At 60.5% G+C, this 22,148-nt stretch carries 27 protein-coding genes and 4 pseudogenes; 14 read left to right on the top strand and 17 right to left on the bottom strand.

Annotated features, from left to right (window positions below; all coding sequences use genetic code 11):
- Positions 1–32 precede the first annotated feature (32 nt).
- The 6 genes and pseudogenes from N2600_RS05280 to N2600_RS34605 form a co-directional block, all read right to left on the bottom strand.
- Positions 33–862, bottom strand: a pseudogene (locus N2600_RS05280) (terminase); the annotation flags it as partial.
- Complete coding sequence (locus N2600_RS05275) at positions 828–1,301, bottom strand: terminase small subunit-like protein (RefSeq protein ID WP_260298312.1); 474 nt, start codon at positions 1,299–1,301, stop codon at positions 828–830. The pseudogene N2600_RS05280 and the gene N2600_RS05275, both read right to left, overlap by 35 nt.
- Positions 1,302–1,322: 21 nt before the next feature.
- A pseudogene (locus tag N2600_RS05270) lies at positions 1,323–1,496 on the bottom strand (spike base protein, RCAP_Rcc01079 family); the annotation flags it as partial.
- Positions 1,497–1,550: 54 nt separating this feature from the next.
- On the bottom strand, positions 1,551–2,351 hold the full coding sequence (gene istB, locus N2600_RS05265) for an IS21-like element ISSme2 family helper ATPase IstB (protein ID WP_162119685.1): 801 nt from the start codon (positions 2,349–2,351) through the stop codon (positions 1,551–1,553).
- On the bottom strand, positions 2,351–3,637 hold the full coding sequence (gene istA, locus N2600_RS05260) for an IS21 family transposase (RefSeq protein WP_260297571.1): 1,287 nt from the start codon (positions 3,635–3,637) through the stop codon (positions 2,351–2,353). The genes istB and istA overlap by 1 nt, the downstream gene beginning before the upstream one ends.
- Positions 3,638–3,711: 74 nt before the next feature.
- Positions 3,712–3,780: pseudogene (locus tag N2600_RS34605) on the bottom strand (spike base protein, RCAP_Rcc01079 family); the annotation flags it as partial.
- A 693-nt stretch (positions 3,781–4,473) separates the two neighbouring features.
- On the opposite strand from N2600_RS34605, the gene N2600_RS05255 reads away from it, so the two are divergent.
- Positions 4,474–5,355: a dienelactone hydrolase family protein gene (locus tag N2600_RS05255; protein ID WP_260298882.1), complete on the top strand. Its 882-nt coding sequence runs from the start codon at positions 4,474–4,476 to the stop codon at positions 5,353–5,355.
- Positions 5,356–5,471: 116 nt separating this feature from the next.
- Here the strand turns inward: N2600_RS05255 and N2600_RS05250 are convergent, their stop codons facing one another.
- Entirely contained in the window at positions 5,472–6,002 is a 531-nt protein-coding gene (locus N2600_RS05250; protein WP_260298311.1) for a YidB family protein, read from the bottom strand.
- 141 nt (positions 6,003–6,143) lie between these two features.
- Positions 6,144–6,494, bottom strand: a complete 351-nt coding sequence (locus N2600_RS05245) for a hypothetical protein (protein ID WP_260298310.1) — start codon at positions 6,492–6,494, stop codon at positions 6,144–6,146.
- A gap of 188 nt (positions 6,495–6,682) precedes the next feature.
- Here N2600_RS05245 and N2600_RS05240 point away from each other — a divergent pair, with 188 nt between their 5' ends.
- The 3 genes from N2600_RS05240 to N2600_RS05230 are packed head-to-tail and all read left to right on the top strand — an operon-like array spanning position 6,683 to position 7,937.
- A complete protein-coding gene (locus tag N2600_RS05240) occupies positions 6,683–7,012 on the top strand; it encodes an ArsR/SmtB family transcription factor (protein ID WP_260298309.1) in 330 nt (109 codons plus the stop codon).
- On the top strand, positions 7,009–7,473 hold the full coding sequence (locus tag N2600_RS05235) for an SRPBCC family protein (protein WP_260298308.1): 465 nt from the start codon (positions 7,009–7,011) through the stop codon (positions 7,471–7,473). Before N2600_RS05240 ends, N2600_RS05235 begins: the two co-directional genes overlap by 4 nt.
- A gap of 47 nt (positions 7,474–7,520) precedes the next feature.
- A complete protein-coding gene (locus N2600_RS05230; protein ID WP_260298307.1) occupies positions 7,521–7,937 on the top strand; it encodes a GFA family protein in 417 nt (138 codons plus the stop codon).
- A 157-nt stretch (positions 7,938–8,094) separates the two neighbouring features.
- Here N2600_RS05230 and N2600_RS05225 read toward each other — a convergent pair whose 3' ends face one another.
- Together N2600_RS05225 and N2600_RS05220 are read right to left on the bottom strand one after the other, a co-directional pair.
- Entirely contained in the window at positions 8,095–9,168 is a 1,074-nt protein-coding gene (locus tag N2600_RS05225; protein ID WP_260298306.1) for an alkene reductase, read from the bottom strand.
- A gap of 121 nt (positions 9,169–9,289) precedes the next feature.
- Positions 9,290–10,078, bottom strand: coding sequence for an SDR family NAD(P)-dependent oxidoreductase (locus N2600_RS05220; RefSeq protein ID WP_260298305.1), 789 nt, complete (start codon positions 10,076–10,078; stop codon positions 9,290–9,292).
- A gap of 113 nt (positions 10,079–10,191) precedes the next feature.
- On the opposite strand from N2600_RS05220, the gene N2600_RS05215 reads away from it, so the two are divergent.
- On the top strand, positions 10,192–10,767 hold the full coding sequence (locus N2600_RS05215) for a TetR/AcrR family transcriptional regulator (protein ID WP_064248410.1): 576 nt from the start codon (positions 10,192–10,194) through the stop codon (positions 10,765–10,767).
- Between the two features lie 355 nt (positions 10,768–11,122).
- On the opposite strand, the pseudogene N2600_RS05205 reads toward N2600_RS05215, so the two are convergent.
- A pseudogene (locus tag N2600_RS05205) lies at positions 11,123–11,523 on the bottom strand (hypothetical protein).
- A 252-nt stretch (positions 11,524–11,775) separates the two neighbouring features.
- On the opposite strand from N2600_RS05205, the gene N2600_RS05200 reads away from it, so the two are divergent.
- Positions 11,776–12,567, top strand: a complete 792-nt coding sequence (locus N2600_RS05200; RefSeq protein ID WP_260298302.1) for an aldolase — start codon at positions 11,776–11,778, stop codon at positions 12,565–12,567.
- 14 nt (positions 12,568–12,581) lie between these two features.
- Here the strand turns inward: N2600_RS05200 and N2600_RS05195 are convergent, their stop codons facing one another.
- The 3 genes from N2600_RS05195 to N2600_RS05185 form a co-directional block, all read right to left on the bottom strand.
- Positions 12,582–12,932 carry an AraC family ligand binding domain-containing protein gene (locus N2600_RS05195; protein ID WP_260298301.1) on the bottom strand — a complete coding sequence of 117 codons (351 nt, stop codon included), beginning with the start codon at positions 12,930–12,932 and terminating at the stop codon, positions 12,582–12,584.
- Positions 12,919–13,047: a hypothetical protein gene (locus N2600_RS05190; protein ID WP_260298300.1), complete on the bottom strand. Its 129-nt coding sequence runs from the start codon at positions 13,045–13,047 to the stop codon at positions 12,919–12,921. The genes N2600_RS05195 and N2600_RS05190 overlap by 14 nt, the downstream gene beginning before the upstream one ends.
- 267 nt (positions 13,048–13,314) lie before the next feature.
- On the bottom strand, positions 13,315–14,253 hold the full coding sequence (locus N2600_RS05185; RefSeq protein WP_260298298.1) for an AraC family transcriptional regulator: 939 nt from the start codon (positions 14,251–14,253) through the stop codon (positions 13,315–13,317).
- Positions 14,254–14,333: 80 nt separating this feature from the next.
- Here N2600_RS05185 and N2600_RS05180 point away from each other — a divergent pair, with 80 nt between their 5' ends.
- Complete coding sequence (locus N2600_RS05180) at positions 14,334–15,161, top strand: oxidoreductase (RefSeq protein WP_260298296.1); 828 nt, start codon at positions 14,334–14,336, stop codon at positions 15,159–15,161.
- 25 nt (positions 15,162–15,186) lie between these two features.
- Here N2600_RS05180 and N2600_RS05175 read toward each other — a convergent pair whose 3' ends face one another.
- The 3 genes from N2600_RS05175 to N2600_RS05165 form a co-directional block, all read right to left on the bottom strand.
- A complete protein-coding gene (locus N2600_RS05175) occupies positions 15,187–15,426 on the bottom strand; it encodes a hypothetical protein (RefSeq protein WP_260298295.1) in 240 nt (79 codons plus the stop codon).
- Positions 15,423–15,743, bottom strand: a complete 321-nt coding sequence (locus N2600_RS05170) for a hypothetical protein (RefSeq protein ID WP_260298294.1) — start codon at positions 15,741–15,743, stop codon at positions 15,423–15,425. The genes N2600_RS05175 and N2600_RS05170 overlap by 4 nt, the downstream gene beginning before the upstream one ends.
- A gap of 75 nt (positions 15,744–15,818) precedes the next feature.
- Positions 15,819–16,535, bottom strand: a complete 717-nt coding sequence (locus tag N2600_RS05165; RefSeq protein ID WP_260298293.1) for an SOS response-associated peptidase — start codon at positions 16,533–16,535, stop codon at positions 15,819–15,821.
- Positions 16,536–16,733: 198 nt separating this feature from the next.
- Between N2600_RS05165 and N2600_RS05160 the strand changes: the two genes are divergently transcribed.
- The 7 genes from N2600_RS05160 to N2600_RS05130 all read left to right on the top strand — a co-directional run bounded on the left by N2600_RS05160 (position 16,734) and on the right by N2600_RS05130 (position 21,912).
- Positions 16,734–17,324 carry a TetR/AcrR family transcriptional regulator gene (locus tag N2600_RS05160; protein WP_260298292.1) on the top strand — a complete coding sequence of 197 codons (591 nt, stop codon included), beginning with the start codon at positions 16,734–16,736 and terminating at the stop codon, positions 17,322–17,324.
- A gap of 71 nt (positions 17,325–17,395) precedes the next feature.
- Positions 17,396–18,025, top strand: a complete 630-nt coding sequence (locus tag N2600_RS05155) for a hypothetical protein (protein WP_260298290.1) — start codon at positions 17,396–17,398, stop codon at positions 18,023–18,025.
- A 236-nt stretch (positions 18,026–18,261) separates the two neighbouring features.
- Positions 18,262–18,840 (top strand): DUF308 domain-containing protein, encoded by a 579-nt coding sequence (locus N2600_RS05150; protein ID WP_260298289.1) that lies wholly within the window; start codon positions 18,262–18,264, stop codon positions 18,838–18,840.
- Positions 18,841–19,266: 426 nt separating this feature from the next.
- The gene (locus N2600_RS05145) at positions 19,267–19,527 is read left to right on the top strand and encodes a DUF982 domain-containing protein (protein ID WP_026154053.1); all 261 of its coding nucleotides are present in this window, start codon (positions 19,267–19,269) and stop codon (positions 19,525–19,527) included.
- Complete coding sequence (locus N2600_RS05140) at positions 19,524–19,742, top strand: hypothetical protein (protein ID WP_017963350.1); 219 nt, start codon at positions 19,524–19,526, stop codon at positions 19,740–19,742. The genes N2600_RS05145 and N2600_RS05140 overlap by 4 nt, the downstream gene beginning before the upstream one ends.
- Before the next feature lie 126 nt (positions 19,743–19,868).
- A complete protein-coding gene (locus tag N2600_RS05135; RefSeq protein ID WP_260298286.1) occupies positions 19,869–21,278 on the top strand; it encodes a cytochrome B6 in 1,410 nt (469 codons plus the stop codon).
- Positions 21,279–21,291: 13 nt separating this feature from the next.
- The gene (locus tag N2600_RS05130; protein ID WP_222282162.1) at positions 21,292–21,912 is read left to right on the top strand and encodes a DUF4142 domain-containing protein; all 621 of its coding nucleotides are present in this window, start codon (positions 21,292–21,294) and stop codon (positions 21,910–21,912) included.
- Positions 21,913–22,148 lie beyond the last annotated feature (236 nt).

The following is a 22,148-nucleotide window of genomic DNA, read 5'->3' as shown; positions in this document are numbered from 1 at the left end:
CTTGATAAGTTTTCGCGCCGTGGTTAATCGGGCTTCATGTCGCCGAGCTGGGTTTCGGCCTTCTTGACGTACCAGGCCTTCTGCTGGTCCGTCAGCGTGATGCCCTGGTCGGCCAGGTTGCGGAAATATTTGCCAGAGCGTCGGTGATGATGACGCCTTCAGGCGCGATCGCATATTGCGGCTCCTTCCACCAGGGAAAGAAATGGAACCTGAAATCCAGTTCGGTCAGTTTCGCCGCCTGGCGCTGCTTGACCTGGCCATCTTCGCAGAGCGTGTAGAAATGCCCTTCCTGGCCCTCCGCCGTGCTTTCGACGAAGACCAGCTGGCCGGCTTGCACCGTATTCAAAGCGCCGGTCCGGACTTCCCTCGCCTTCTCCGGATATTTCGCGCAAAGCTTTCCATATTCGGAAATATGCAGATATTGCAGCGTTCCCGAGCGCAGCGAGGTGCCGACACGAATGCTCGAATTATTGCCGAGCAGCAGCTCGGCCTGGTTGGCCCTGACAACAGGCACGGCGTTGCGGATACCATCCGGCAGATTGTCATAAGGGTATTTGATCTTGTCCCGGAAGATCGTCTGCACGTCGCCCAGCGTATGGGCGATGGTGCCGGCGCGGATATCCCGGTTGAAGACGCACGCATCGAGCATGAATATCTGAATGAAGGTCGTGAGACCCAGCTGGCGGGCCTTGAGCAGCACGTTGAGATAATGCATCTCTTCGAAAAAGGTCATCTGCGTCCAGTTCATCTCGAACCTGACGCGTTTGCCCGATTTGTCGGTGATCCAATAGAGGTTGTTCAGACGCCAGCGCCAGTCGGAAAACTGGTCAACCGCCGTTTGGAAGTCCGCGCGTCTTGCCATTGATATCTTCCAGCAACTGCGAAACTTCGCTCGCGACGACGCCACGGCCAGGCTCGACCTTGGAACCGTATTTCTTCGGCCTCAGCTTCTCGGCGACCCACTGACGGGTGGCGATGCGGAGCTGCGAACGCCTTATGGCCTCGCCATTCTCCTGCCAGCCGGTGGTCTCGCCACTCGCATTCTTCTTTTCGATCCAGTCGTCTGCGCGGTCATCGGCAATCTCGACCATCTCGTCGACAAAGCCGTCGGCCTGAATCTCGCGCGCCAGGGCGTATTTGACCCGAAACGCGGCCTTGTTCTCATCGGCGAGCCAGGCGAGCACGCTCGACATGGCCGGCATCTCTTCATCCCGGCAGATCGACCGCAAGCTCTCCCTGTCGGCGATGCGCTCGCAAATCCTGTCGGCAATCGCCTGGGTGAACTTGATCGGTCTGCCCATATGGCCCGGCCTTCGGGAACTCTAGAACAGTGCGACGATGTTGGATGCCGTGGTCCCGGTCAGCGCCACGATGGCGGCGTGAACCGGCAGGATCGTCCCAGCCGGCACGTTTCTGAAGATGACCGGATCCATGTCCCGACGCGGCGCAATGGCAACATCGCCCGTCGTGCCGATATAAAGCGCGCGCGCACCGACTGTCAAGCGAATCGAAGAATTGACCCCTTTGCCGAATTGAAGAACTGACCCCCTTCATTGGTTTGCGGTTTCGTTGGTTTCAAGCGCCGCTCCGGCCTTCTGCAGAAGGCCGGAGCGGCGCTTTTCGCGAAGCCGGTAGCTGTCGCCCCGGATGGTGATCACCGTCGAGTGGTGAAGCAGGCGGTCCAATATCGCCGTGGCGACCACGGGATCCCCAAAAACACTTCCCCATTCGCCCACGGAGCGATTTGAGGTGATCAGGATTGATCCCTTCTCGTAACGCCGCGAGACCAATTGGAAGAACAGATGGGCGGCGTTGGCCTCGAATGGCAGATAGCCCAACTCGTCAATAATCAGCAGTTTTGGTCGCGACAAGATCGTCAACTGCTTGTCGAGCGAGCCGTCGTTGTGAGCCTTCGCCAGCATCGCCACCAGGGTGGCCGCCGTGACGAACTGGACGTTGTAATTCTGCCGGATCGCTTCACGTCCCAGACTTACGGCCAGATGGGTTTTACCCGTTCCGGGCGGGCCGAGGAACAGGACCGTGTCGCCGTGAGCGATCCAGCGGCAAGTTGCCAATTCTCGTATCTGCCCCCGATCCAGCGACGGCTGCGCCTCGAAGTCGAAGCCGTCGAGCTCGCGCACGAACGGGAACTGCGCCAGCTTGCTTGACATGGAGATGCGCCGCTCGTCGCGCCGGGCGATCTCGCGCGACACCAGGAAGGCGAGAGCCTCACGTAATGTCATCTTCGAACGCGCTGCCTCGTCCAGCAAGGTGTCGAGCTGGTCGCGAATTGCCGTCAACTTCAGCCGGTCAAGCGTTGCGATCAGTAAATCATGATCCACGTTCGTCATCACCAGCCTCCTCCGACCACCGCCTCATATTCGGCAAGCGGCCGCAGCAAGACAGCGGGAGCGATCTCGATGGATTCTTTACGGACCGGCCCCTCGAAGCCGGCCACGCCAACAAAATGCGCCCGATCCTCGATCCGTTGTCGCCGCCCGCGGCAAAGGGGATGGTCGGCGACGACCTGGCCGGCGTGACGGATAATCACGCGGCCGGCCAGCACCACGACCTGAACGCTTTCGCCGATCAGGCGCCAAGGGACGGAGTAGCTGTTGGTGTCGAGGTCAATCGCGCAATCGGCTTGAACCTTGCGAACAAGATCCCGCAATTGTCCGAAGGGTGCCCGTCCGGCCAGCGGGCGGAGCGCCTTGGCTTCGTCGGCAAAACGTTCCGCCGGTTTGACACCGGTGGTGCCGTGTTCACGCTGATCGGCAACTTCGCGTGTCCATCGATCCAGGTGCGCTTCGAACTCGGCCCAGCTCTCGAAGCGCCGGCCGGCGATCGCGTTCTTCTTGACGTAGCCGACCCCGCGCTCGTCCTTTCCTTTCGTGCGGGCCCGATACGGTGCGCAGGCCCGCGGCGTGAAGCTCCAATATCGGGCAAAGGCATGCAGTCGCGCGTTGAACCTCACTTCCCGCGTTACCGCATCATGATGCTCAACGAGTGCCTTTGCGTTGTCGATCAAGACTTCCGCCGGAACCCCGCCAAACCGAAGGAAAGCACCTTCCATGCCTTCAAACCAATCTGCCTGCCTCTCTCTGAGCGACGCGCGAGTATGCATCCGCCGCGAATAACCAAGCGTTCCTACGAACAGGTGGATCCGAACCCGCTCGCCGCCGATCCACACCTTCGTGTCGCCGAAGTCGATCTGCATCTGATGGCCGGGTGCTGTCTCGAAGCGGACCGTCGCCCGCTTTTGTGCCTTTAGCTCTCGCCGCCACTGCCGTACTCGAAGCTCCACAGAACGCAGACCGATGATAATGCCGTGCTCGCTCGCCAACTCTTGGCGGATCACATCCGCATTGCCGTCATGCCGGAAAAAACGCTCGCGAAGCCAATCATCGAGCCCGTCGAACGCACTGCGCCGATCAGGCTTTTTAAACGGTGCAGCTCCGCCCTCTCGAAGGTATCGGCGAACCGTGTTGCGCGCGCATCCAAATTCCTTCGATAAACGTTTGGCACCCCAACCGAGCTCATGTAGCCGCAACATTGCCACCACCTCATCAGCCTGAAGCATATCCCCGCCCTGCATCGTTCGCGACAATGCAGGATGCAACGAAATCTCGATCGTCATCCATCACTCCTCGTGTTGATACGAGGGGTCAGTTCTTCGCTTCGTTAGGGGGTCAGTTTTTCATTTCGCCCGACACCGACAATGGCACTATCGTTCGGCGTCACCACTGCGGCCCGCGAGGCCGGAGCAATCGAAGGGTCCATTGCAGTTCTCCTTGGAAGAGGCGCGCGCTACCCGGCCCGATCCCGATGTGATCGAAGATGAGAGGTCAGCGGAAGAGGATGGGGATCAATGATGATCTGGAAGCTGGCCGGACGGTGACAGACACACCGATCGAAGGGCGGCGCCGACTTGGTCGACATCCCCTTCTGGATTCAAATTTTGCAGCTTGGATTTACGGTAGTCTTAACTGATTTGCCGGGGGGTGATCAAGAACTGATTGTGCGTCTCGCGCCAGTTCGAAATCGAGCCCGCCCGATCCGATGGTGCCGGAATGCCATGCGCTGCTACGGCGGCGGATTTGGCGGAACCCCACCCTAGCCTCCGTCATCCTCGGGCTTGTCCCGAGGATCCATGCCCGCTGCTGATGGAGGCCAAGGTGAGTCCTCGGGACAAGCCCGAGGATGACGGAGCAAGGGGTGAGCTCAGTGGCAAATCCATGGTGGTGGCTCAGTGACACTGGTAGCTGTTATTGGCTTGGTCTTCATGGCATTGGGCGGCCCGACTTGGTCGACATCACCTCTGAATTCAAATCTCGCAGCTTGGATTTACGGCAGTCATAAATGATCCGCCAGGGGGTGATCAAGGGCTTTTGATCGCAGCTCATGCGCCGGTTTTGAATCGCCAATCGGGGGCAAACCCCTCACCGCTTTTCGAGCCTTCAGGTCCGGCGTACAATACGCCGGCTGTTGATCAAACGGTTGAGAAGTTCGGTGAAAACCACGAGACTTTTTCTTTGCCTCGTCGCTTTTCTCAGCGCCACGCTCGCTGGAATCCCAGCTGATGCCGACGAACTGGTGCGGTTCGAAAGCGCGCCCGTAAAGCTCAGCCCATTTCGAATACGCAAGGCCAATGAACAGGGAGAGAGCCTCCCTCAACCGCAAGGCACGCCACTGCTCGGATATGTGTCCCGCCCCCAGGGTGATGGTCCCTTCCCGGCGGTCGTTGTCCTGCATGGATGCGAGGGCATGCGGTTGAGCGTCAAAGACCTGTGGCCGAAGCGGCTGGTCTCATGGGGTTACGTCGTGCTCGTCGTCGATAGCTTCACCACCCGCAATATCAAGGACACGTGCCAAAGCTATCTCCCCGATCGCGTCTTCGACGCCTATGGCGCTTTGAATTTTTTATCGAAACAAAGCTTTGTCGATATCAGGCGCGTTGCCTTGATGGGCTTTTCAGCGGGCGGCACTGCGACGTTGGAGGGAACAAAAATCGAAGGCAACGAACAGCTGATGGACGGCAAATTCAGGGCAGCGGTTGCCTACTATCCCCTCTGTGCGGCTAGTCAGGGCGATGCCACCGTGCCGACCTTGATCTTGAGTGGCGACCGAGACAATTGGAGCCCGGCCGACCGATGCCGGAAGAGGCTTGCCGGTCTGAGCGACGATAGCCCGCCGATCGAACTCACTATCTACAAGGGGACCTACCACGATTTCGATGCCCCGGAGTTTAAGGTGGGACGGCGGGTGTTTGGCCATATCGAAAAATACAATCCAGACGCCGCCGAAAAGTCGATCAGCAGCGTTCACACATTTCTTCAGAAGTACCTCTCGAACTAAAGCCCGAGCTCGGAGCGCGCCGTCTGTCTGATGCCGGCCTCGCCGCCCGTGTCGTCCGCGAAGACGTCATCACGCGCGGCGGCGGCCTGCTGGTTGTGCGCCTGTTCGTCCCGATATCAGATGGTGCTCGGCCGCGCGGAGGTGGTGGATTGGCTGGCGGAAGACATAAACTCTTCGGCGGTGGGCAGTTTTCCCTGTGGGGTCAGGTCGTCGACGGCCTTGGGAAGATCGCGGCTCAGCCGATCGAGAATCTGCTGATGTGAAAGGCCGGTATTCGAAGCGATCTCGTTCAGAACGTCCGGGCCCAGTGCTTCGGCGAGTTGGCCGTCATTGATGTCGGCATTCTGGCCGGGCTGTACCCATGAGTCGATCTTGTCACCGTGTCCGTTCTGCTGAAACGTCTTCAGGAGATCGCCCAGACCGCCGCTGACGATGCCGCCGGAGGTCAGCCCGCCGAGCAGGCCGCCGAGACCGCCCGAACCACCCAGTCCGCCAAGGATGCCCCCAAGGCCACCCGGCTGCTGGCTTCCCGCGCCAGACTGCTGAGGGTTCTGGATGCCCCGCAGCAGCTCACCGATCTTGTCCCTGTTCTGGTAGCCGGCAACGGCAAGGACGGCGAGAAGCGCCTTCAATTGACCGCTCATCATGATGAATCCTCCAATGGTGCTTCAAAGATGCAGGCAGAGCGCTGCATGGGCAGCAATGTTCGGATTGCCCAAAGGTTCCGCGCCGGCCGCATTCGGTCGACGATCGCCCCGGCCGGCCGATTTTATTGCTCACGCCGCGGCTCAGATTTCCGGGCAGCCTCGCTGGTTGGCGAAGGTCATTCGCTCCGGTCCCCGGCGCGTCATCCCCTGGACAACGATGCTGCGGGGAGACATGCGTATGATCTGCGCCCTGCGAAGTCCTTCGCCGCGTGCGATGTCGAGGGCATCGTCCGGATCGCAGCCTCGCCGTCCGCGCCGGTCATATCGATCATATCGGTCATATCGGTCAGGGTTGCGATCACGATCGTAAACGCCCAGTCCGCCGGGGCCGACACGCAACTCCAAGTCCTGCGCGGCGGCGATTGTCGGCGCGATTGTCAGCCCGCTTATCGCGGCCAAGCCGACCAGGACAAACTGAAGAGATTGATGCATAACTTCCTCCCACGGTGCTATCACCATTGGAGTAGCAACATCGGCATGCGCGTTTTGTTCCTCAAGCCAAGACGGCGTTGGATCATTCGGTAAGAACAGCCGAACGCGCCGCCACCTGAGCGGCGACCAGCCGTCGATAGAACAAATTAGTGTTGACTCATCAATTAGCATAGGCTATTGGTTTCTTCATGAACGAAGCCGTTTCCATCACCGCCGTCATGCGCGCGCTTGCCGATCCCACACGGCGGGCCGTGTTTGAGCAGATCGTCAACGCCGATGAGATCACCGTCGTCGAACTGACGCGGGCAAGCCGCGTCACGCAGGGCGCCATTTCGCAGCACCTCAAAGCCTTGAAACAGGCTGGCCTCGTCACTGAGCGCCCCGAAGGGCGGAAGGTCTATTATCGCGCCGAGCCGGAAGGCCTGGAGCCGCTTGTCGGCTGGATGAGCCATTACGGCCTCTTCTGGCGCGAACGTTTTGCCAATCTCAGAACATTGCTGAAGGAAATCGATCCATGAACGATGCCGCATTGAAGCATGACACGCAGGAGATCGTGGTTGACGAGGTTTTCCCGCATCGGCCGGAGACGCTCTGGACAACGCTGACCACGGCCGATCTGATGGGCCGCTGGCTGATGATGCCGGCGGGCTTCGAGCCGGTGGAAGGCAAACGCTTCACCTACCAGACGACGCCGGCCGGCGCCTGGGACGGCACCATCCACTGCCAGGTACTGGAGGTGAAGCCGAACAAGCGTCTCTCCTATGCCTGGAAAGGCGGGCATGAGGGAAACGCCGGCTACGGCTCCCCGCTCGACACTGTCGTCACCTTCATCCTGTCCGAGGTCGAAGCCGGCACGCGGCTTCGCCTCATCCATTCCGGCTTCATCCTGCCCAGGAATGAAACGGCCTTCCAGAAGATGGGCGAAGGCTGGAAGAAGGTCGTGAAGAACATCGGCGCCATCAGCGACGCAAAGAATTGAAACGACCGAACGCGGTCGCCAGTACAGCATTTCATCAGGAGAGAGACATGAGCAAGCCTTACACCGGCGGTTGCGCCTGCGGTGCGATCCACTATGAAATTTCAGCCGAGCCGATTGCGATGAACGACTGCCAATGCCGCGACTGTCAGGCTTCAAGCGGCACCGGGCACGGATCCTATCTGACCTTCCCGAGCCGGCAGGCGGTGAAGCTGGAAGGCCAGGCGACGCATTGGCAGATGGTCGCCGACAACGGCAACGTCAAGACCCGCGGCTTCTGCCCCGCCTGCGGCGCACCCGTCTACATGACCTTCTCCTACATGCCTGACTTCTTCACCATTCATGCCGCAAGTCTCGACGAGCCCGGCCGGTACCAGCCGCAGATGGTGACCTACACCATGCGCGGCCTTGCCTGGGACAGGGTCGATCCGGCCGCGCAGAGATTCGAAGGAATGCCGCCGATGTGACGCTCCTGCATAAATCCGATGCAGTCGCCCGTAGATCGTCATGTGCAGTGAACCCGACGTTCACACGAGCTGACCCAGGCTATGCCAGGAGAGTTCAATTGCCGGCATGGTGAAAAGGCGCCGCGCAGCAGCACGGCGCCGATGCATAATGCGAGCGTCATGCGGCGATGGGGGGATAGTCGGTATAACCTTCGGCGCCGCCGCCATAGATCGTCGCCGGGTTCACCTCTGCCAGCGGAGCAGCGGTCTTCAGTCTCTCGACGAGATCAGGATTGGCGATGAATGGCCGGCCGAACGAGAAGAGATCCGCCGCGCCCTCCGTCAATCGCAACGTTGCGCGGTCGAGGTCGTAGCCGTTATTGGCAATGTAGGTGTTTGCGAACTTGGCCCTGAGCTCGGCGTAGTCAAAGGCAGCAGACTCATTCGGCCCGCCGCGCCCAGCTTCGACGACATGGAGATAGGCAATGCCCATCTGGCCAAGCTTCTCGGCGATATAGTTGAATTGCGCCTGCGGATCGGTCGAGGTGACGCTGTTGATCGGCGAAATCCGCACCCCCGTCCGCTCCGCGCCGACCTCGGCAGCCACGGCGGCAGCGACTTCCAATATCATCCGGGCGCGATGTTCGACCGAGCCGCCGTAGGCGTCGGTGCGGCTGTTGGAGCCGTCCTTGGCAAACTGTTCCAGCAGATAACCGTTGGCGCCATGGACTTCGACGCCATCGAAGCCCGCGGCAATCGCGTTGGCGGCGGCGCGGCGGAAATCGGCGATGATCGTCTGGATCTCATCCAATCTGAGCGCGCGAGGTTCGGACACGTCGACGAATGCATTGTTCACGAAGACCTTGGTCTCGGCCTTGATGGCCGATGGCGCGGCCGGCGCCTGCGCATTCGGCTGCAGATCGACATGCGAAATCCGACCGACATGCCAGAGCTGCAGGAAGATGTGTCCGCCTTTGGCATGCACTGCGTCAGTGACTTTCCGCCAGCCGTCGATCTGGGCTTGCGTATAAATTCCCGGTGTATCCTGGTAGCCCTGCCCTTCCTGCGAAATCTGCGCGCCTTCCGAGATGATCAGGCCGGCTGTCGCCCGCTGGGCATAATATGTCGCGGCGATATTGCCCGGCACGAAGCCGGCACCGGCTCTGTTGCGGGTCAAGGGCGCCATCACGATCCGGTTCGCTAGCGTCAGCTTGCCGAGTTTGTAGGGTTCAAAAATTGCGTTGTCCGTCATTGCGTTTCTTTCGTCTGATTTCATGGATCTCTGTCAGGTCTCGGAGTTTCGCGCCGAAACCCGGCACAGGCCGGCCTTGCGACACAGCCTGTGTTGGTGCAGCGCGTTTCTTCGGGAAGCGCTAGGAGGCGGCGCGATAACGCTCTGCAGGCTCAGCCTGCGAAAAGCCCGGGATCATCGCCTGGCGCGCGCCCTGATAGGCATCCCATTGGGCGGCATCGTGCAGCGGCGGGATGGTGATGGGCTCGCGCTTGTCGAAGCCTGCCAGGGCGGCGTCCACGAGTTCGCCCACTTCCATCACGCCGGAGAGCGTGTTGACGTCGATGCCGGAAAGCTCCCAGATCTCCGTGCGCGTTGCCGCCGGCAGGACCGCCTGGACGTAGACGCCTTTGGGACCGAGTTCGAGGCTAAGCCCCTGGGAAAGAAAGGTCACGAAGGCCTTTGTGGCGCCGTAGACCGTCATTCCGAATTCCGGGACGAGCCCGACGACCGAGGAGACGTTGACGATGGCGCCCGAGCCCGCTTCGACGAAGCGTGGCGCAACGGCGCTGGAAAGGCGGGCAACCGCCGTCGCGTTGAGCGCGATCAGCTGGGCGATATCATTGACGGGCTGATTGACGAACGTGCCTTCGAGGCTGGTGCCGGCATTGTTGACGAGAATTCCGATCCGATGGTCGTCGCGCAGACGGCTTTCCACCGCAGCAAGCTCATCGGATTTGGTGACATCGGCCTGCAGGATGTCGATCGTTACACCGGTTTCTTCGCGAAGTCGTGCCGAGAGAGCCTCCAGCCTTGCCTTATTGCGCGCAACCAGTACGAGATTGTGCCCACGACGGGCGAAACGGTCTGCATACGTCGCTCCAATACCCGAGGAGGCGCCGGTGATGAGGACGGTGGGAGTGTCAGCCATTGTCTTGTTCTCTTTCGAATGAGCGTTATATAATTATGATGACTATCCTAATTACTGGCTTAAAGTGATGGCTATCATAAAAAAGTCAATGGCAGAGAGGGAGAAATCTCAACATGAAAATCAGCCGTGAGCAGATGGCCGAAAACCGCCAAAGGATCCTCGAAGTCGCAAGCCGGTTGTTTCGGGAGAAAGGATTCGAGGCCGTCGGCGTTGCCGAGGTGATGAAGGCTGCGGGCCTGACGCATGGCAGCTTCTACGGTCATTTCAGCTCGAAGGACGAGCTGATCGTCCAGGCGCTGGCGCATGCGCTTGGCCAGCGCAATGGCGCGTCACTGCCGCTTGGCGCCTACATGGAAGAGTATCTGTCGCCGCGCCATCGCGACAACAGGGCCGGTGGCTGCCCGATTTCCGGACTTGCCGCCGACACGCTGCGCCAGACCCCTGAGGCCCGTGCGGCGGTGACGGAGGGTGTGCGGGCGCAGATCGACTGGATGAGCGAGAAGGTCGAAGGGCCGGACGCCGACCGCCGACGCCGGGCAATCGCCAACTGGTCGGCGATGGTCGGGGCAACGATCCTCGCTCGCGTCATAGTCGATCCCGCCCTGTCGAAGGAAATATTGACGGAGACGCTGGCCTGGATCGATGACGGAGCCGACCGACCCGCTTCGGCACCGGCAAAAGCCGAATGAGGAACCGCAACGGCCAGCGGCCGCGTCCCGCCGCAGCTGTCATCCCATCGCCGGATCCAAGATCCGCGATGCCGACCTGCCATTGGTGAGCAGCCGTCGGCTGACCGTCTAGCCCCGCAGCTTTTTGTTGTTTTGACGCGCTTTAGTCTCGATCGTAGCCGCCAGCCGCGAGTCATGCCGCCGCCCATGGCGCCTTCTGCCAATATCAACTGCCGCGCAAATGGCGGACGTCCTCCAGCAGCGCGCCGATTGCGGCCCGCATATCGCCCCCGCATATCGCCATTGTGATAGGCGACCACCTCGGCAAGCTCATTTTCGACCGGCGGTGACGATGTTTCGGCTTCCGTGGCGGCGCTCAAGGGAAGATGCCGGCCATTTTGAGCTTGCCGCAGAAGCTCGCTATGGCTTTCGCGACGCCCTCACCGCAGGGAAACTTGAACGGTCGCGTGGCTTCCTGGGTCAGAATCGGCTCGCCGGTTGCGGCGTCACGGCCGGTGACATGCGTCGTCAGCAGGATACCGCAGGCCTCGCCGGCGGCCTCGTCGATCGCCATCTGGACATCGCCCAGATAGCCATCGCTGGGGATGTCGATCACGAAGGCCGTGAAATATCGCACACCGCGGCTCCCTGCCACGGCCTTGGCCAGGCTTGTTGATGAACCTCGGAGACCCCAATCTCCTTCTCCGGCGGCCACATCACATCACTTGCAGGACACGCATCATCTTCCACGGCTTCGCCGATCGGCTGCTCGCGCATATCCGCTCTCCATATCTTCGGTTTTCAGATGGCGGACGCAGCGCCGATGTTCTTATTATGTTCTGATAAAGAAGAGAGTCAAGACGGATGTTTTGCTGTGAGTGTCCTTTCAGTGCCTCAATGCTTGAGCACGACCTTGACCCCGGGGGAACCGAACCATGATTCTCTCTAGCCGGCTTGATGCGAGGCTGATCCGGGCGTAATCCAGAACGCAGCCACCCTCTCCTTCGACACCAATTTGAAACGACCCCCATGGCGCACTCTCTCAACACAGCCCCATCGCCCGCCGGCGGCCCCAACCAGCCGAAACTTGATACGGACGACATTTGGCAGGCCCGCGTCGATCTGGCGGCCTGCTTCCGGATGGCGGCAAGGCTCGGCATGGAGGAAGGGATCTGCAACCATTTCTCGGCCGTCGTTCCCGGCTATGACGACCTGTTCATCGTCAACCCTTATGGCTACGCTTTCGCAGAACTGACGGCCTCGATGTTGTTGATCTGCGACTTTCACGGCAATGTCGTGTCGGGCAGCGGGCAGCCCGAGGCCACCGCTTTTTACATCCACGCCAGGATTCACAAGAACGTCCCGCGCGCCAGGGCGGCGTTCCACACCCATATGCCTTATGCCACCGCCCTTTCGATGACGGAGGGCGATCCCCTGATCTTTGCCGGGCAGACCGCATTGAAATTCTATGGACGCACGGCCATCGACCGCAACTATAACGGCCTGGCGCTCGATGCGCGCGAGGGCGATCGGATTGCGGCTGCGATCGGTGATGCCGACATCGTCTTCATGAAGCACCACGGCGTGATGGTCTGCGCACCCAACATCGCCGAGGCCTGGGACGACCTCTATTATCTCGAGCGTGCCTGCGAAGTGCAGACGCTCGCCCTGTCGACCGGACGCCAAGTCCTTGCCGTCGCGCCTGAGATTGCGGAGGCGGCGTACCGGCAAATGCGCGAAGGAGACCCGGAGTCGGCCCGACTCCATCTGGAGTCGGTGAAGCGCGCGCTCGATCGCAGCGAGCCGGAATACAGGCGCTGAGCCGCAGACCTAGCTTACGCGTGCGCCGGCCGCCAATGGGGATAGGTGACATAGGCGGTGAGCGCGCCTTCGTCATGCGAGCGGATGGTCACCGCTTCGCCCTTGGGCATGTAGACGATCTCGCCTGGCCCGGCGGTAACTGTTCCCAAATCCGTCGAGACCGATAGCTGCCCTTCCAGAACGATCATGACGTCGTCGACTTCAATCGTCTCGGTGAGGCTCTGGCCGGGCGCGTAGCGTCCATAGCCGATGGTGATCGGCCCTCCCTGCCGCTCGTCGACCAGATTGCCGACGAAGATGTCCGCCTGCTGCCCGGGAGAACGCTCCAACGCCACATCGGTAACCGTGAACTTACGGCTTTTCATCGTCTTCCTCCATTGCCGCGTGCAGAGGTAGCGCGGAAATCCCGCGCGCCAAGAGCGCTCGTCTATCAATGCCGAACATGCCGATGACTGCTTTGCGGGCTGCGATGGCGCTCATGATTGCGACCGCGAGTTCTTCAGTGATTTAGTGAAGATACAACCGTATTTGCCTTTGGTTTATGATTTGGCGGTCAGTCCCACCGAAGGTATTGAAGAGGCCATGGAGGCCTTGTTCCGGAAGATCGTCAGCGCACCTCGGATAACCAGCTAAAACATGTCGCGCGCTGTGCCGCGGTTTGCGATAGCGACATGCGTAAAAACAAGGACCGAAAGCGCGAGGAGCGAATCTGAAAGATCGTGACGCGCTTTAGCTCAGGCGCTATGCCTAACCGTGATCGTCACCCGTTTCGCCGAGGTGGCGCTGGACCCACTTGATCTCTTCCGATGCGGTGCGCCCGAAATGCCGCTTGAAATCGCGGCTGAACTGCGCCGGGCTTGCGTAGCCGACCGACGCCGCCACCTCGGCGATCGTTCTCGTCCGGCGGGCGATCATCAATCTTGCTTCGTGAAGGCGCATCGCCTTGACGTATTGCATCGGACTGTTGCCGGTCAGAGCCTTGAAATGGACATGGTAGGAGGGAACGCTCATGCCCACCTCTCTTGCCAGATCGGTGATCGCGATCTCCGAGCCATAGTTTTCCCGCAGCCAGGTCAGGCTTTGAATGATCTTTCCGGACCTGCCTTTCTGCTGAAGGGCCGCGATCATCGCGCCGCCTTGCGGACCGACCAGGACCCGGTAGTGCAGCTCGCGCAAAATGCCGGCGCCAAGCACATCCGTCTCGATGCTGCTGCCGAGTGCCGTCAGCAAGCGCAGCAGCACATCCTCGATATCGCCGGACATCCTGCTCGATACGAGACCTCTCGGCTCGTCGCCTGGCAGGTCGGCATGTTTTTCCACCTGCAATGCGATCTCGGCTGCCATCCGCATATCGAATTCGACATAGACCGCAAGCAATGGCCGCTCGGGGCTGGCGGTCGACGTCATGCGGAAGGGAACCGGCAGCGACACCGCCAGGTAGTGCTCCTCATCATAGAGGAAGACTTCGCCTTCGAGGATGCCCTGCTTGCTGCCCTGCAGGACGAAAACCGCGCCCGGTCTATAGAGCACCGGTATGTCGTGGAGCACGGCTTCGGTGCGCAGGATGCGGACGGAGCTAAGCGCCGTCGGATTGTATCCGTGACGCGGGGCGAGACGTCCGGCCAGCGCGACCATCTCCCCTCGCCTGGATGGGCCGCGATCACCTTGCATAGGATTTGGCAACATATTCAGACAATTCGCCATCGAAGCACGGGGTTCTTCATACTATTTGTCAAATCCCATCCTCAATCAAGGAATCTTCGCTCATGTCACGAAAGACCTTCTTCATCACCGGATCGAATTCCGGCTTCGGGCTCGCCATTGCGTCTGCGGCTCTTCAGGCCGGTCACAGGGTGATCGGCACTGTGCGCTCGCAGGCGTCGCTGACAGCGCTCGCCAAAACCCTGCCTGGCCTGCGGCCGGTCCTTTGCGACGTCACCGAGTTCGACCGTATCGATGATGTCGTCGGCCAAGTGGAGGAAGAGCATGGGCCGGTCGACGTGCTGATCAACAATGCCGGCTACGGCCATGAGGGCGTGCTCGAGGAGTCGCTGATCGAAGAGATGCGGCGTCAGTTCGACGTCAACGTCTTCGGCGCCGTCGCCGTTGCCAAGGCATTTCTGCCGAGGTTTCGCCAGCGACGCCAAGGGTTCATCGTCAACGTCACGTCGATGGGCGGCATGATCACCATGCCCGGCATCGCCTATTACTGCGGCAGCAAATTTGCGCTGCAAGGCATATCGGAGGTGATGCGCGCGGAAATGGCGCCGTTCGGTGTCCATGTGACCACCCTTTGCCCCGGCTCCTTCCGGACGGACTGGGCCGGACGATCGATGGTCCGCACCGAGCGGTCGATCGCCGATTATGATGCCCTTTTCGACCCGATCCGCCAGGCGCGACAGGCCGTCAGCGGCAAGCAGCGCGGCGATCCCGCCAAACTGGCCGCCGCGGTTCTAGGCCTCATCGAATCCGATAATCCCCCGCCGCAGCTTCTGCTCGGCAGCGACGCCCTCAGGCACGTGTCAGAGAGGATCGCTCGCCTGCAGCAGGAGATCGAGGCGTGGAAGCCTGTCACCGTCTCGACCGACGGCTGACGGCGGAACATCAATCAGCCAGCTCTCATTGGGTGATTTTCCCACCCCCGGCAGCCTCCAGCTTCCGCCTCAGCGCCTGTTCCTGTTCAAATGTCTTGTGCGGGAAGTGTTCCCAACACCACCAGCGCGTTGGCACAGCCGGGGATGGGCTGTGGCCCCAACCTCCCCATTCCTTGCAGCCTGTGCCGTCAGCAAGCCGGTGCTCGCAATAATGCTCAACGATCACATTGGCGCCCGGTGCACGCGAATGGCCTTCGATGCTCATGGGTGCGCCGTCCTTGGTTTTCCGCTCTTGATGCTCTCATAGATCATTTCGAGCCGCCTTGAGGCGACGTAGGCACTGTCCTCGTATCCAGCCGACGGCCAATCCAGTCGATGGCTGCCGTCTGTCGCCACGATCCAGAACCATCGATTATCGATCCCTCCGCCAGCCTGTGACCGGAATATCCTTCCGATCTGGGTATCGCCGTCAAATGCGACGTAATCGTCGCCGGGTTTCTCCTTCCAGGCGTGCCGCCATTTATATTTGATGTCCCGGCCGCTGACATATTCCCATGATTTCCAGGTGATTTGTTCTGGCATGCGTCGTCCTGTCCTCTCGCGAGGTATCTCTTTGACCGCATGGTTGATGGATGGCTCCCGCCCGAGCCAGTGAATTCAGATCAGCGTCGGTTCCGGATCGGGGTCGATCGGATCGATGATGTCAGCCGTGTCGTTCTTGGGCGAACCCACATTGCGGCCGATCGGCCACATGGTCATCAAATCGGCCGGGAACGGCTTCATCAAATCGGCCGGATCAGGCTCCGGCGATAGCCAGCGCTCGTAATCTTCGCGGTGCAGGACGACCGGCATGCGGTCATGGATCTGCGCCATCATCGCATTCGGCTCACAGGTCACGATTGCGAAGCTCCGAGTCTCTATGTCATTGTCGCGCCGCGTCTCCCAGATGCCGGCGAGCGCAAAGGGCGAGCCGTCAGCCATGGCGATCGCATAAGGCTGCTTGTTCTTGCCGGTGCCGAAGATATCCTTCCACTCGAAGAAGCCGTTGATCGGCACCAAGCAACGGCGCGACCTGTAGGCCGAGCGGAACAGGCCGTTGGTACCGATACCCTCGCAACGGGCATTGATCGGCGGCGGCCGCCCTCCCGGCTTCATCCATTCCGGCATCAGACCCCAGCGAGCGCTGGCGAATACCGGCCCCATGATATCAGGCTCGCGGACCATGTCGCGAATGATGATGGGATAATCCAGCGTCGGCGCGCCGTTGTAGCGCGGAAATCGGTTTCCGAGCGCATCGATCGCAGCACGCTCCGCGAAGGCGAAATTGCGCACCAGTTCCTCAAGCGAGGTCTTGATATAGACGCGGCCGCACATCCAGAACTCCATCCCACATATTAGATGTTCTGATTATGTTCTGGCGTTTCGAGGCGAGTCAAGGCCGGTCGCCACAACCGACGCCATTTCACTTTCGCCCGCGTCAAGATGAAAGCCGGTCACCGCCTCGATGACGGCCGATGGCAGAAAATCTGCTTTGCGCTTGACTATCTTCCTACTAGAAGGTAGACAAACCTCATGAGCAATCTTTCGACGACATCCGACGAAATCCTGGCCTCCGCCCGAGCGCTGATCATGACCGGAGGCTATAACGGCTTCAGCTATGCCGATATTGCTGCCGTCGTCGGGATCCGCAAGGCGAGCATCCATCACCACTTTCCGAGCAAAACCGATCTGGTGCGCACGCTGGTCGTGCGCTATCGCGAAGATGCCGAGGCGGGTATTGCGGGCCTGGAGCAGCAGGTGCGGAATCCGCTGGCACTCCTCCAGGCCTATGCGGGCCACTGGGCCCAGTGCATCGAGGACGCCAGCCGGCCGTTTTGCGTGTGCGCCCTGCTGGCAAGCGAACTGCCGGCGCTGCCGCCGGAGGTCGCAGCCGAGGTCAAGGCTTTCTTCCGCTTTGCGTCGACATGGCTGACCTCGGTGATGGAGCGAGGCTTGAAGGATGGCAGTTTGACACTATCGAGCGCACCGCGTGTCGAGGCTGAAGCCTTCATGGCCTCCGTCCACGGCGCCATGCTGTCGGCCCGTGCTTACGGCACCCCGGAGATCTTCGCCACCATTCTCGCCCCCACCCTGGAGCGGCTCACTCCGACCGCCGCTCGATAAAGTTGCGGGCGGAATAAAGCCCGGAGCGACAACCACGTTCAGCGACACTACCAACTAGTAGGAAGAACGATATGATCAAGACCATGATCCCCGCCCTCGTGCTGGGGCTCAGCGCTATCACGTCGGCGGCTATCTTGACGGCGCCTGTCCATGCTGAAGACCAGAAACCCGAGCAGGTCCATATCAGGGGTAGCATCGTCAATTACAGCGGCTCCGCTCTCAAGGTGAAGACCCGCGAGGGAGAGACCGTCGATGTGACGCTTGCCGACGGCTGGAAACTGGCGAGCGTCGCAAATGCTGCGGTCACCGACATCAAGCCGGGCGACTTCGTCGGCATTGCATCGCTGCCGAGCGCAGGCGGCGGCGACGGCGCGATTGAAGTGCTGATCTTCCCGCCGGCAATGAAGGGTGCCGGCGAAGGCAGCTATGGCTGGGACCTCAAGCCCAACAGCAGCATGACCAATGCGACCGTCGCCGACGCCGTCAAGGGCGTCGATGGCCGCACCGTCACCGTCTCCTATCACGGCAAGGAAAAGAAGATCGCCATTCCGGACGGCACGCCCGTCGTGACCATCGCTCCGGCCACCAAGGACGATCTCGTGCCCGGCGCCGTCGTCTTCATTCCGGCCGAGAAGTCGCCGTCCGGCCCCCTCGCCCATCAGGTGCTTGTCGGCAAGAATGGCGTGGTCCCGCCCATGTGACCACGTCGTCGCCGGTCGGCCGGGCCGCCCCCGGTTCGACCGGCGATTTGCCAGGGAATGCCGCCCGATCGGCAGGCGATCGACCCGAATGACGGAGAACGTCGTCTCGACAGCAGCCCGGCGGTGCCCAGCGGTTCGGGCAAACCAAGAAAATCCAATCCCCATGACGGACGCCGCCACCGATAACGGTGAGCCGCCCCTATCAGACCAACACCATCACATTCAGGAAAGAGATCATGATGACCACCGATCAAACCACCGTCGCATCTGGCGACAGGGAAGAGTGGCTGACGCGCTATTACTTCACGCGAGCAGCCTTTTCCGCCATCTGGGTCGCCGCCGCCTTGACCACTGGCCGCCAGTCGCTTGCCGTCGCGGCCGCCTTGCTGATCCTCTACCCGGCCTGGGATGCCGCCGCCAACCTCATCGACGCAGCGCGGAACGGCGGCCTGGCAAACAACCGCAGCCAGGCGATCAACGTCGCCGTCAGCACGCTGACGACAGCGGCGGTGATCGTCGCTTTGACGATGAGCATGAATTGGGTCCTCAGCGTCTTCGGCCTCTGGGCGATCTTTTCCGGCCTGCTGCAGCTCGGAACCGCTGTCCGGCGCTGGAAGACCAATGGCGGCCAGTGGGCGATGATCCTCAGCGGCGGCCAATCTGCCGTCGCAGGCTGCTTCTTCATCGCCCAGGCGCAAATGCCGGAAGCGCCGTCCATTGCCAACATCGCTGGCTATGCCGGCCTCGGCGCCTTCTATTTCCTGGTGTCGGTCGTCTGGCGGAGCGTCACGCAGATGCGGCGGAAGCGGGTCTGAGGTGATCGAAGCGGGAGTCTCCAAGTTCGTGGCGGGCGGCGTCGGAATGGCTCGCCCGCCGCCCCTACTTCCTGTCATGTCATGATTAGTCGTGAGACGTCGTCGTGCTTCTAGGTATTTGCCTCTAATGACTCTCCTGATCTCCAAATTCATCCTATCAGGCGCATCGGAACGTCTTCCGCGCGGAAGCAACCGGATTCGCCGATCGACAGCGATGTCACGCCTAAACCTCGATCTTCGCCTTCGACCTAAGAAAAGGATGTTCACCGACGTATCGGCGGCCACCGGCAATTGCAGCCCTCCCTCCGTTGCTAGGCGCTTGATGAATGTCCGATTGCGCACAGACGGCGACAGAGCAGGAACTGCGACGCAGCAGGCAGGTTCGTTTGGTTGGCACGTAAGCAGCTAACAAGGGAGCTCATCATTTTGGAGAAGCTTATCGAAGGTGACTTCGACATCACATGGGCAGTTCCCGTGTTCGTTCGTATCGGCAACGGCTTCCGCGAGCGTATCGACGGACCCAGGGCTGCACTGGAAGCCTTAATATATCGTTGGCCGTCGCAAACGCAGGCGGAATACGCCATTGCCAAGTGCAGATGCTCAGACGCCATCATACACCATGGAAGCGCTGAGCTTGCTCGCAGGACATTCATAGATGCTGCTGTCGCTGCGGAGGTGTTCTCATGAGTGTTCCTCCAATAGATACCGCGCAATTGGCGATAATCCTGGGAGCGCTGACGCTCGTATGTTGGATGGCGGCGGGGTTGATGGCCGTCCTTGGCGCTGCCGAGGAAATCAAAGACGTTAAGATAGGCCGGACCTCTCAGCTTTTGATCTCCGCCTTCACGGGTGCGGGCGTTACTTCGGCGGTCGCGATGATCGCGGTGCTGGTATTCGTATGACCATAGCAGCCTCTGGCAGTCTGGATCCGTTGCGGTCGCCTGAAACGGCCCTTTCAGCAAAAAGCTTTCACGCGCCGGAACTTTTCATGGTCCGCAGGGTTGCGGTGTAAAATTGAGGGGAGCGCTATGTTTCGATACAAGAGGTCATTCATTCTCGCCGCGTGCTCGATCGGTGCCGGCTTCTGCGTGTTCGCCGTCGGCGCTTTTTCCGACCCGCTGCCGCCTGACACCACGTACCGACCGCTTCCAACGATGCCGTTTTCCGACGCCCGGCGAATTGACGAGGCGCAGAAGCCGGACGTCATGAAGCGCCAACAGGATCTCCTTCAGAGGCGGTACGATCTCTCTGATAAGCCCATGCCCGGCGCGATGATGTCAGGCGGCATGAAACCCGTTCAAGCTGACATCCGCGTCAGGTTGCCTGCGGGCGTGACATGGGGTGAGCTGGCCGAGATGAAGCCGGCGGAGATCAAGCAGAAAAATCTCCTGCCCGAAGGCTTTCTCCCTCTCCCCCATGTCAAACAGGCGACTGGCGGACAGGTCTTTCCCAATCGGCAGATCGACGAAATCCACGCGCAGGAGATGCGCGACCTCCGCAGGTTCGACGTCGACTTTGACCTTCCCGACAACCTGACGCCCGAGTTTCCGCCTCCGATCTTCCTGACGACGCACCCAGAACTCGGCGACGTCTCACGCGGGCAGCTTCTGACGATCAAGAACTTTTATGAAATCATGAATGGCATCGTCACCCCCGTACAAATGGAGGGTCTGAGGCTCCTTCTGACGCCGTTCCCGCAGGAGGAATTCAATCAGACCGAGGATCGCAAAGTGGCGGACCAAAGCACCGGTGTCGCCTGCCTCGACTGTCATTCCAACTTCCATACCAATGCTGCCTTTCATCTCACGCCCGACGTTCGTCCGCAGGCAGACCGCTTTCGCCTCGACAGCACCAGCCTGCGAGGTCTTTTCAACCAACAGATCCACGGTTCCAAACGTTCGCTTCGCTCCGTCGAAGACTTTTCCGAATTCGAGCAGCGCACCGCATACTTCAACGGCGACCATGTCAGCGCGACGAGGAAGGGCGCAAACCTTCCCGACCGCACCAACCAGGTCGCGATGATGGCGCAGATGCAGAACATCATCGATTTTCCACCCGCTCCCAAGCTCGACGTCTTCGGAAGACTCGATCCTGAACTTGCGACGCCGCAGGAACTGTCGGGCGAGCGAATATTCATGGGCAAGGGTCGTTGCGCCGACTGTCACGTGCCGCAGACCCAGTTCATGGACAACGACATGCACGACCTGAAGCTGGAGCGCTTCTATAAAATCGGGCAGGTCTTCAACGACTTCGTCGCCCTTCCCGACGGTCCGATCAAAACCTTCACCTTGCGCGGCATCAAGGACTCGCCGCCCTATCTGCATGACGGCCGTCTGATGACCTTGGCCGACACCGTTGAATTCTTCAATCTCGTGCTCGGCGTCAAGCTTAATGAGCAGGAGAAGAAGGACCTGGTTGCTTATCTGGTGACGCTTTAGAGGGAGAGACGCCATGTTTCGCAGGGTGCTTTTTACCGTCGCTGTCGTTCTGGCCGGCTCGTCGGCGCTTGGCCAGATCGGCAATCCGGCCGGAATGGGCGTCGACACGCGAATGGCTCGGCCAGGCGTTCCAGCGCCACACCAGACCAACAATCAGGACCGGCTTTTTGCGCAGCTTGCAACCGCCGGGGGGCTTGCTGAAGTCGAGCTCGGAAATCTTGCAGGCGGCAAGGCGAAAGCGGATGCTGTCAAACAGTTTGCCGACATGATGGTCAGCGACCATTCCGACGCAAACAGGAAGCTCAAGGAGCTTGCAGACGCCGCTAAAATCCCACTGTCAGACCAGCTCGACCCCGAACATGCCCTGCTTCGCGAGCGGCTGCAGACGTTGGAGGCAGATGCCTTCGACGCCGCCTATATCAAGGCACAGATCGTTGACCATCAAAAGACCGCGCAACTTCTAGCCTGGGAGATATCGATGGGCGAGGACGGCGATCTGCAGCGGCTGGCCTCATCCCTGCTTCCGGTCGTCCTCGATCATCTGCGGCGAGCACAGGAGATCCATGGACTGCTGACCGGTGCCTCTGTTCGTCTCCCGCCGGAGACGCTGGCCGAGATGGAGCATAGGCAGTAGGCAATGCTTCGGGAGCGGCCTGGTGCAAGCATAGCGACAGTCGTAAATGGAACCCTGGAACGACACGCGTCCATTTCGCCCCCACGCCTTCAAGAACGCAACGTTCGTTCGTGGCGCCTGACTGCCGAACGCCGGGCATCAGCGCCAGGAATTCGGGCTTTTGTCGGACATGCTGTATCTGAGGAATAGCATCAACCGGCACTGGAGCGAATTGTGCACGCACAAGTTAGAGCCGT

Origin of the sequence: Rhizobium sp. WSM1274 (assembly GCF_025200775.1) — a bacterium.
Taxonomy (GTDB): domain Bacteria; phylum Pseudomonadota; class Alphaproteobacteria; order Rhizobiales; family Rhizobiaceae; genus Rhizobium; species Rhizobium leguminosarum_I.
The sequence above is the reverse complement of the archived record's forward strand: the minus strand, read 5'-3'. Positions and strand labels throughout refer to the sequence as shown.

What these genes read in the sequence shown, in the direction of transcription:
- N2600_RS05140 (WP_017963350.1), top strand. Translation starts at nt 19,524, where the DNA reads ATGAGTGTTCCTCCAATAGATACCGCGCAATTGGCGATAATCCTGGGA.
- N2600_RS05230 (WP_260298307.1), top strand. Translation starts at nt 7,521, where the DNA reads ATGAGCAAGCCTTACACCGGCGGTTGCGCCTGCGGTGCGATCCACTAT.
- N2600_RS05185 (WP_260298298.1), bottom strand. Translation starts at nt 14,253, where the DNA reads ATGTTGCCAAATCCTATGCAAGGTGATCGCGGCCCATCCAGGCGAGGG.
- N2600_RS05220 (WP_260298305.1), bottom strand. Translation starts at nt 10,078, where the DNA reads ATGGCTGACACTCCCACCGTCCTCATCACCGGCGCCTCCTCGGGTATT.
- N2600_RS05215 (WP_064248410.1), top strand. Translation starts at nt 10,192, where the DNA reads ATGAAAATCAGCCGTGAGCAGATGGCCGAAAACCGCCAAAGGATCCTC.
- N2600_RS05170 (WP_260298294.1), bottom strand. Translation starts at nt 15,743, where the DNA reads ATGCCAGAACAAATCACCTGGAAATCATGGGAATATGTCAGCGGCCGG.
- N2600_RS05155 (WP_260298290.1), top strand. Translation starts at nt 17,396, where the DNA reads ATGATCAAGACCATGATCCCCGCCCTCGTGCTGGGGCTCAGCGCTATC.
- N2600_RS05240 (WP_260298309.1), top strand. Translation starts at nt 6,683, where the DNA reads ATGAACGAAGCCGTTTCCATCACCGCCGTCATGCGCGCGCTTGCCGAT.
- N2600_RS05275 (WP_260298312.1), bottom strand. Translation starts at nt 1,301, where the DNA reads ATGGGCAGACCGATCAAGTTCACCCAGGCGATTGCCGACAGGATTTGC.
- N2600_RS05250 (WP_260298311.1), bottom strand. Translation starts at nt 6,002, where the DNA reads ATGATGAGCGGTCAATTGAAGGCGCTTCTCGCCGTCCTTGCCGTTGCC.
- N2600_RS05200 (WP_260298302.1), top strand. Translation starts at nt 11,776, where the DNA reads ATGGCGCACTCTCTCAACACAGCCCCATCGCCCGCCGGCGGCCCCAAC.
- N2600_RS05190 (WP_260298300.1), bottom strand. Translation starts at nt 13,047, where the DNA reads ATGAGCGCCATCGCAGCCCGCAAAGCAGTCATCGGCATGTTCGGCATT.
- N2600_RS05235 (WP_260298308.1), top strand. Translation starts at nt 7,009, where the DNA reads ATGAACGATGCCGCATTGAAGCATGACACGCAGGAGATCGTGGTTGAC.
- N2600_RS05165 (WP_260298293.1), bottom strand. Translation starts at nt 16,535, where the DNA reads ATGTGCGGCCGCGTCTATATCAAGACCTCGCTTGAGGAACTGGTGCGC.
- N2600_RS05180 (WP_260298296.1), top strand. Translation starts at nt 14,334, where the DNA reads ATGTCACGAAAGACCTTCTTCATCACCGGATCGAATTCCGGCTTCGGG.
- N2600_RS05130 (WP_222282162.1), top strand. Translation starts at nt 21,292, where the DNA reads ATGTTTCGCAGGGTGCTTTTTACCGTCGCTGTCGTTCTGGCCGGCTCG.
- N2600_RS05150 (WP_260298289.1), top strand. Translation starts at nt 18,262, where the DNA reads ATGATGACCACCGATCAAACCACCGTCGCATCTGGCGACAGGGAAGAG.
- istB (WP_162119685.1), bottom strand. Translation starts at nt 2,351, where the DNA reads ATGACGAACGTGGATCATGATTTACTGATCGCAACGCTTGACCGGCTG.
- N2600_RS05195 (WP_260298301.1), bottom strand. Translation starts at nt 12,932, where the DNA reads ATGAAAAGCCGTAAGTTCACGGTTACCGATGTGGCGTTGGAGCGTTCT.
- N2600_RS05160 (WP_260298292.1), top strand. Translation starts at nt 16,734, where the DNA reads ATGAGCAATCTTTCGACGACATCCGACGAAATCCTGGCCTCCGCCCGA.
- N2600_RS05135 (WP_260298286.1), top strand. Translation starts at nt 19,869, where the DNA reads ATGTTTCGATACAAGAGGTCATTCATTCTCGCCGCGTGCTCGATCGGT.
- istA (WP_260297571.1), bottom strand. Translation starts at nt 3,637, where the DNA reads ATGACGATCGAGATTTCGTTGCATCCTGCATTGTCGCGAACGATGCAG.
- N2600_RS05245 (WP_260298310.1), bottom strand. Translation starts at nt 6,494, where the DNA reads ATGCATCAATCTCTTCAGTTTGTCCTGGTCGGCTTGGCCGCGATAAGC.
- N2600_RS05175 (WP_260298295.1), bottom strand. Translation starts at nt 15,426, where the DNA reads ATGAGCATCGAAGGCCATTCGCGTGCACCGGGCGCCAATGTGATCGTT.
- N2600_RS05225 (WP_260298306.1), bottom strand. Translation starts at nt 9,168, where the DNA reads ATGACGGACAACGCAATTTTTGAACCCTACAAACTCGGCAAGCTGACG.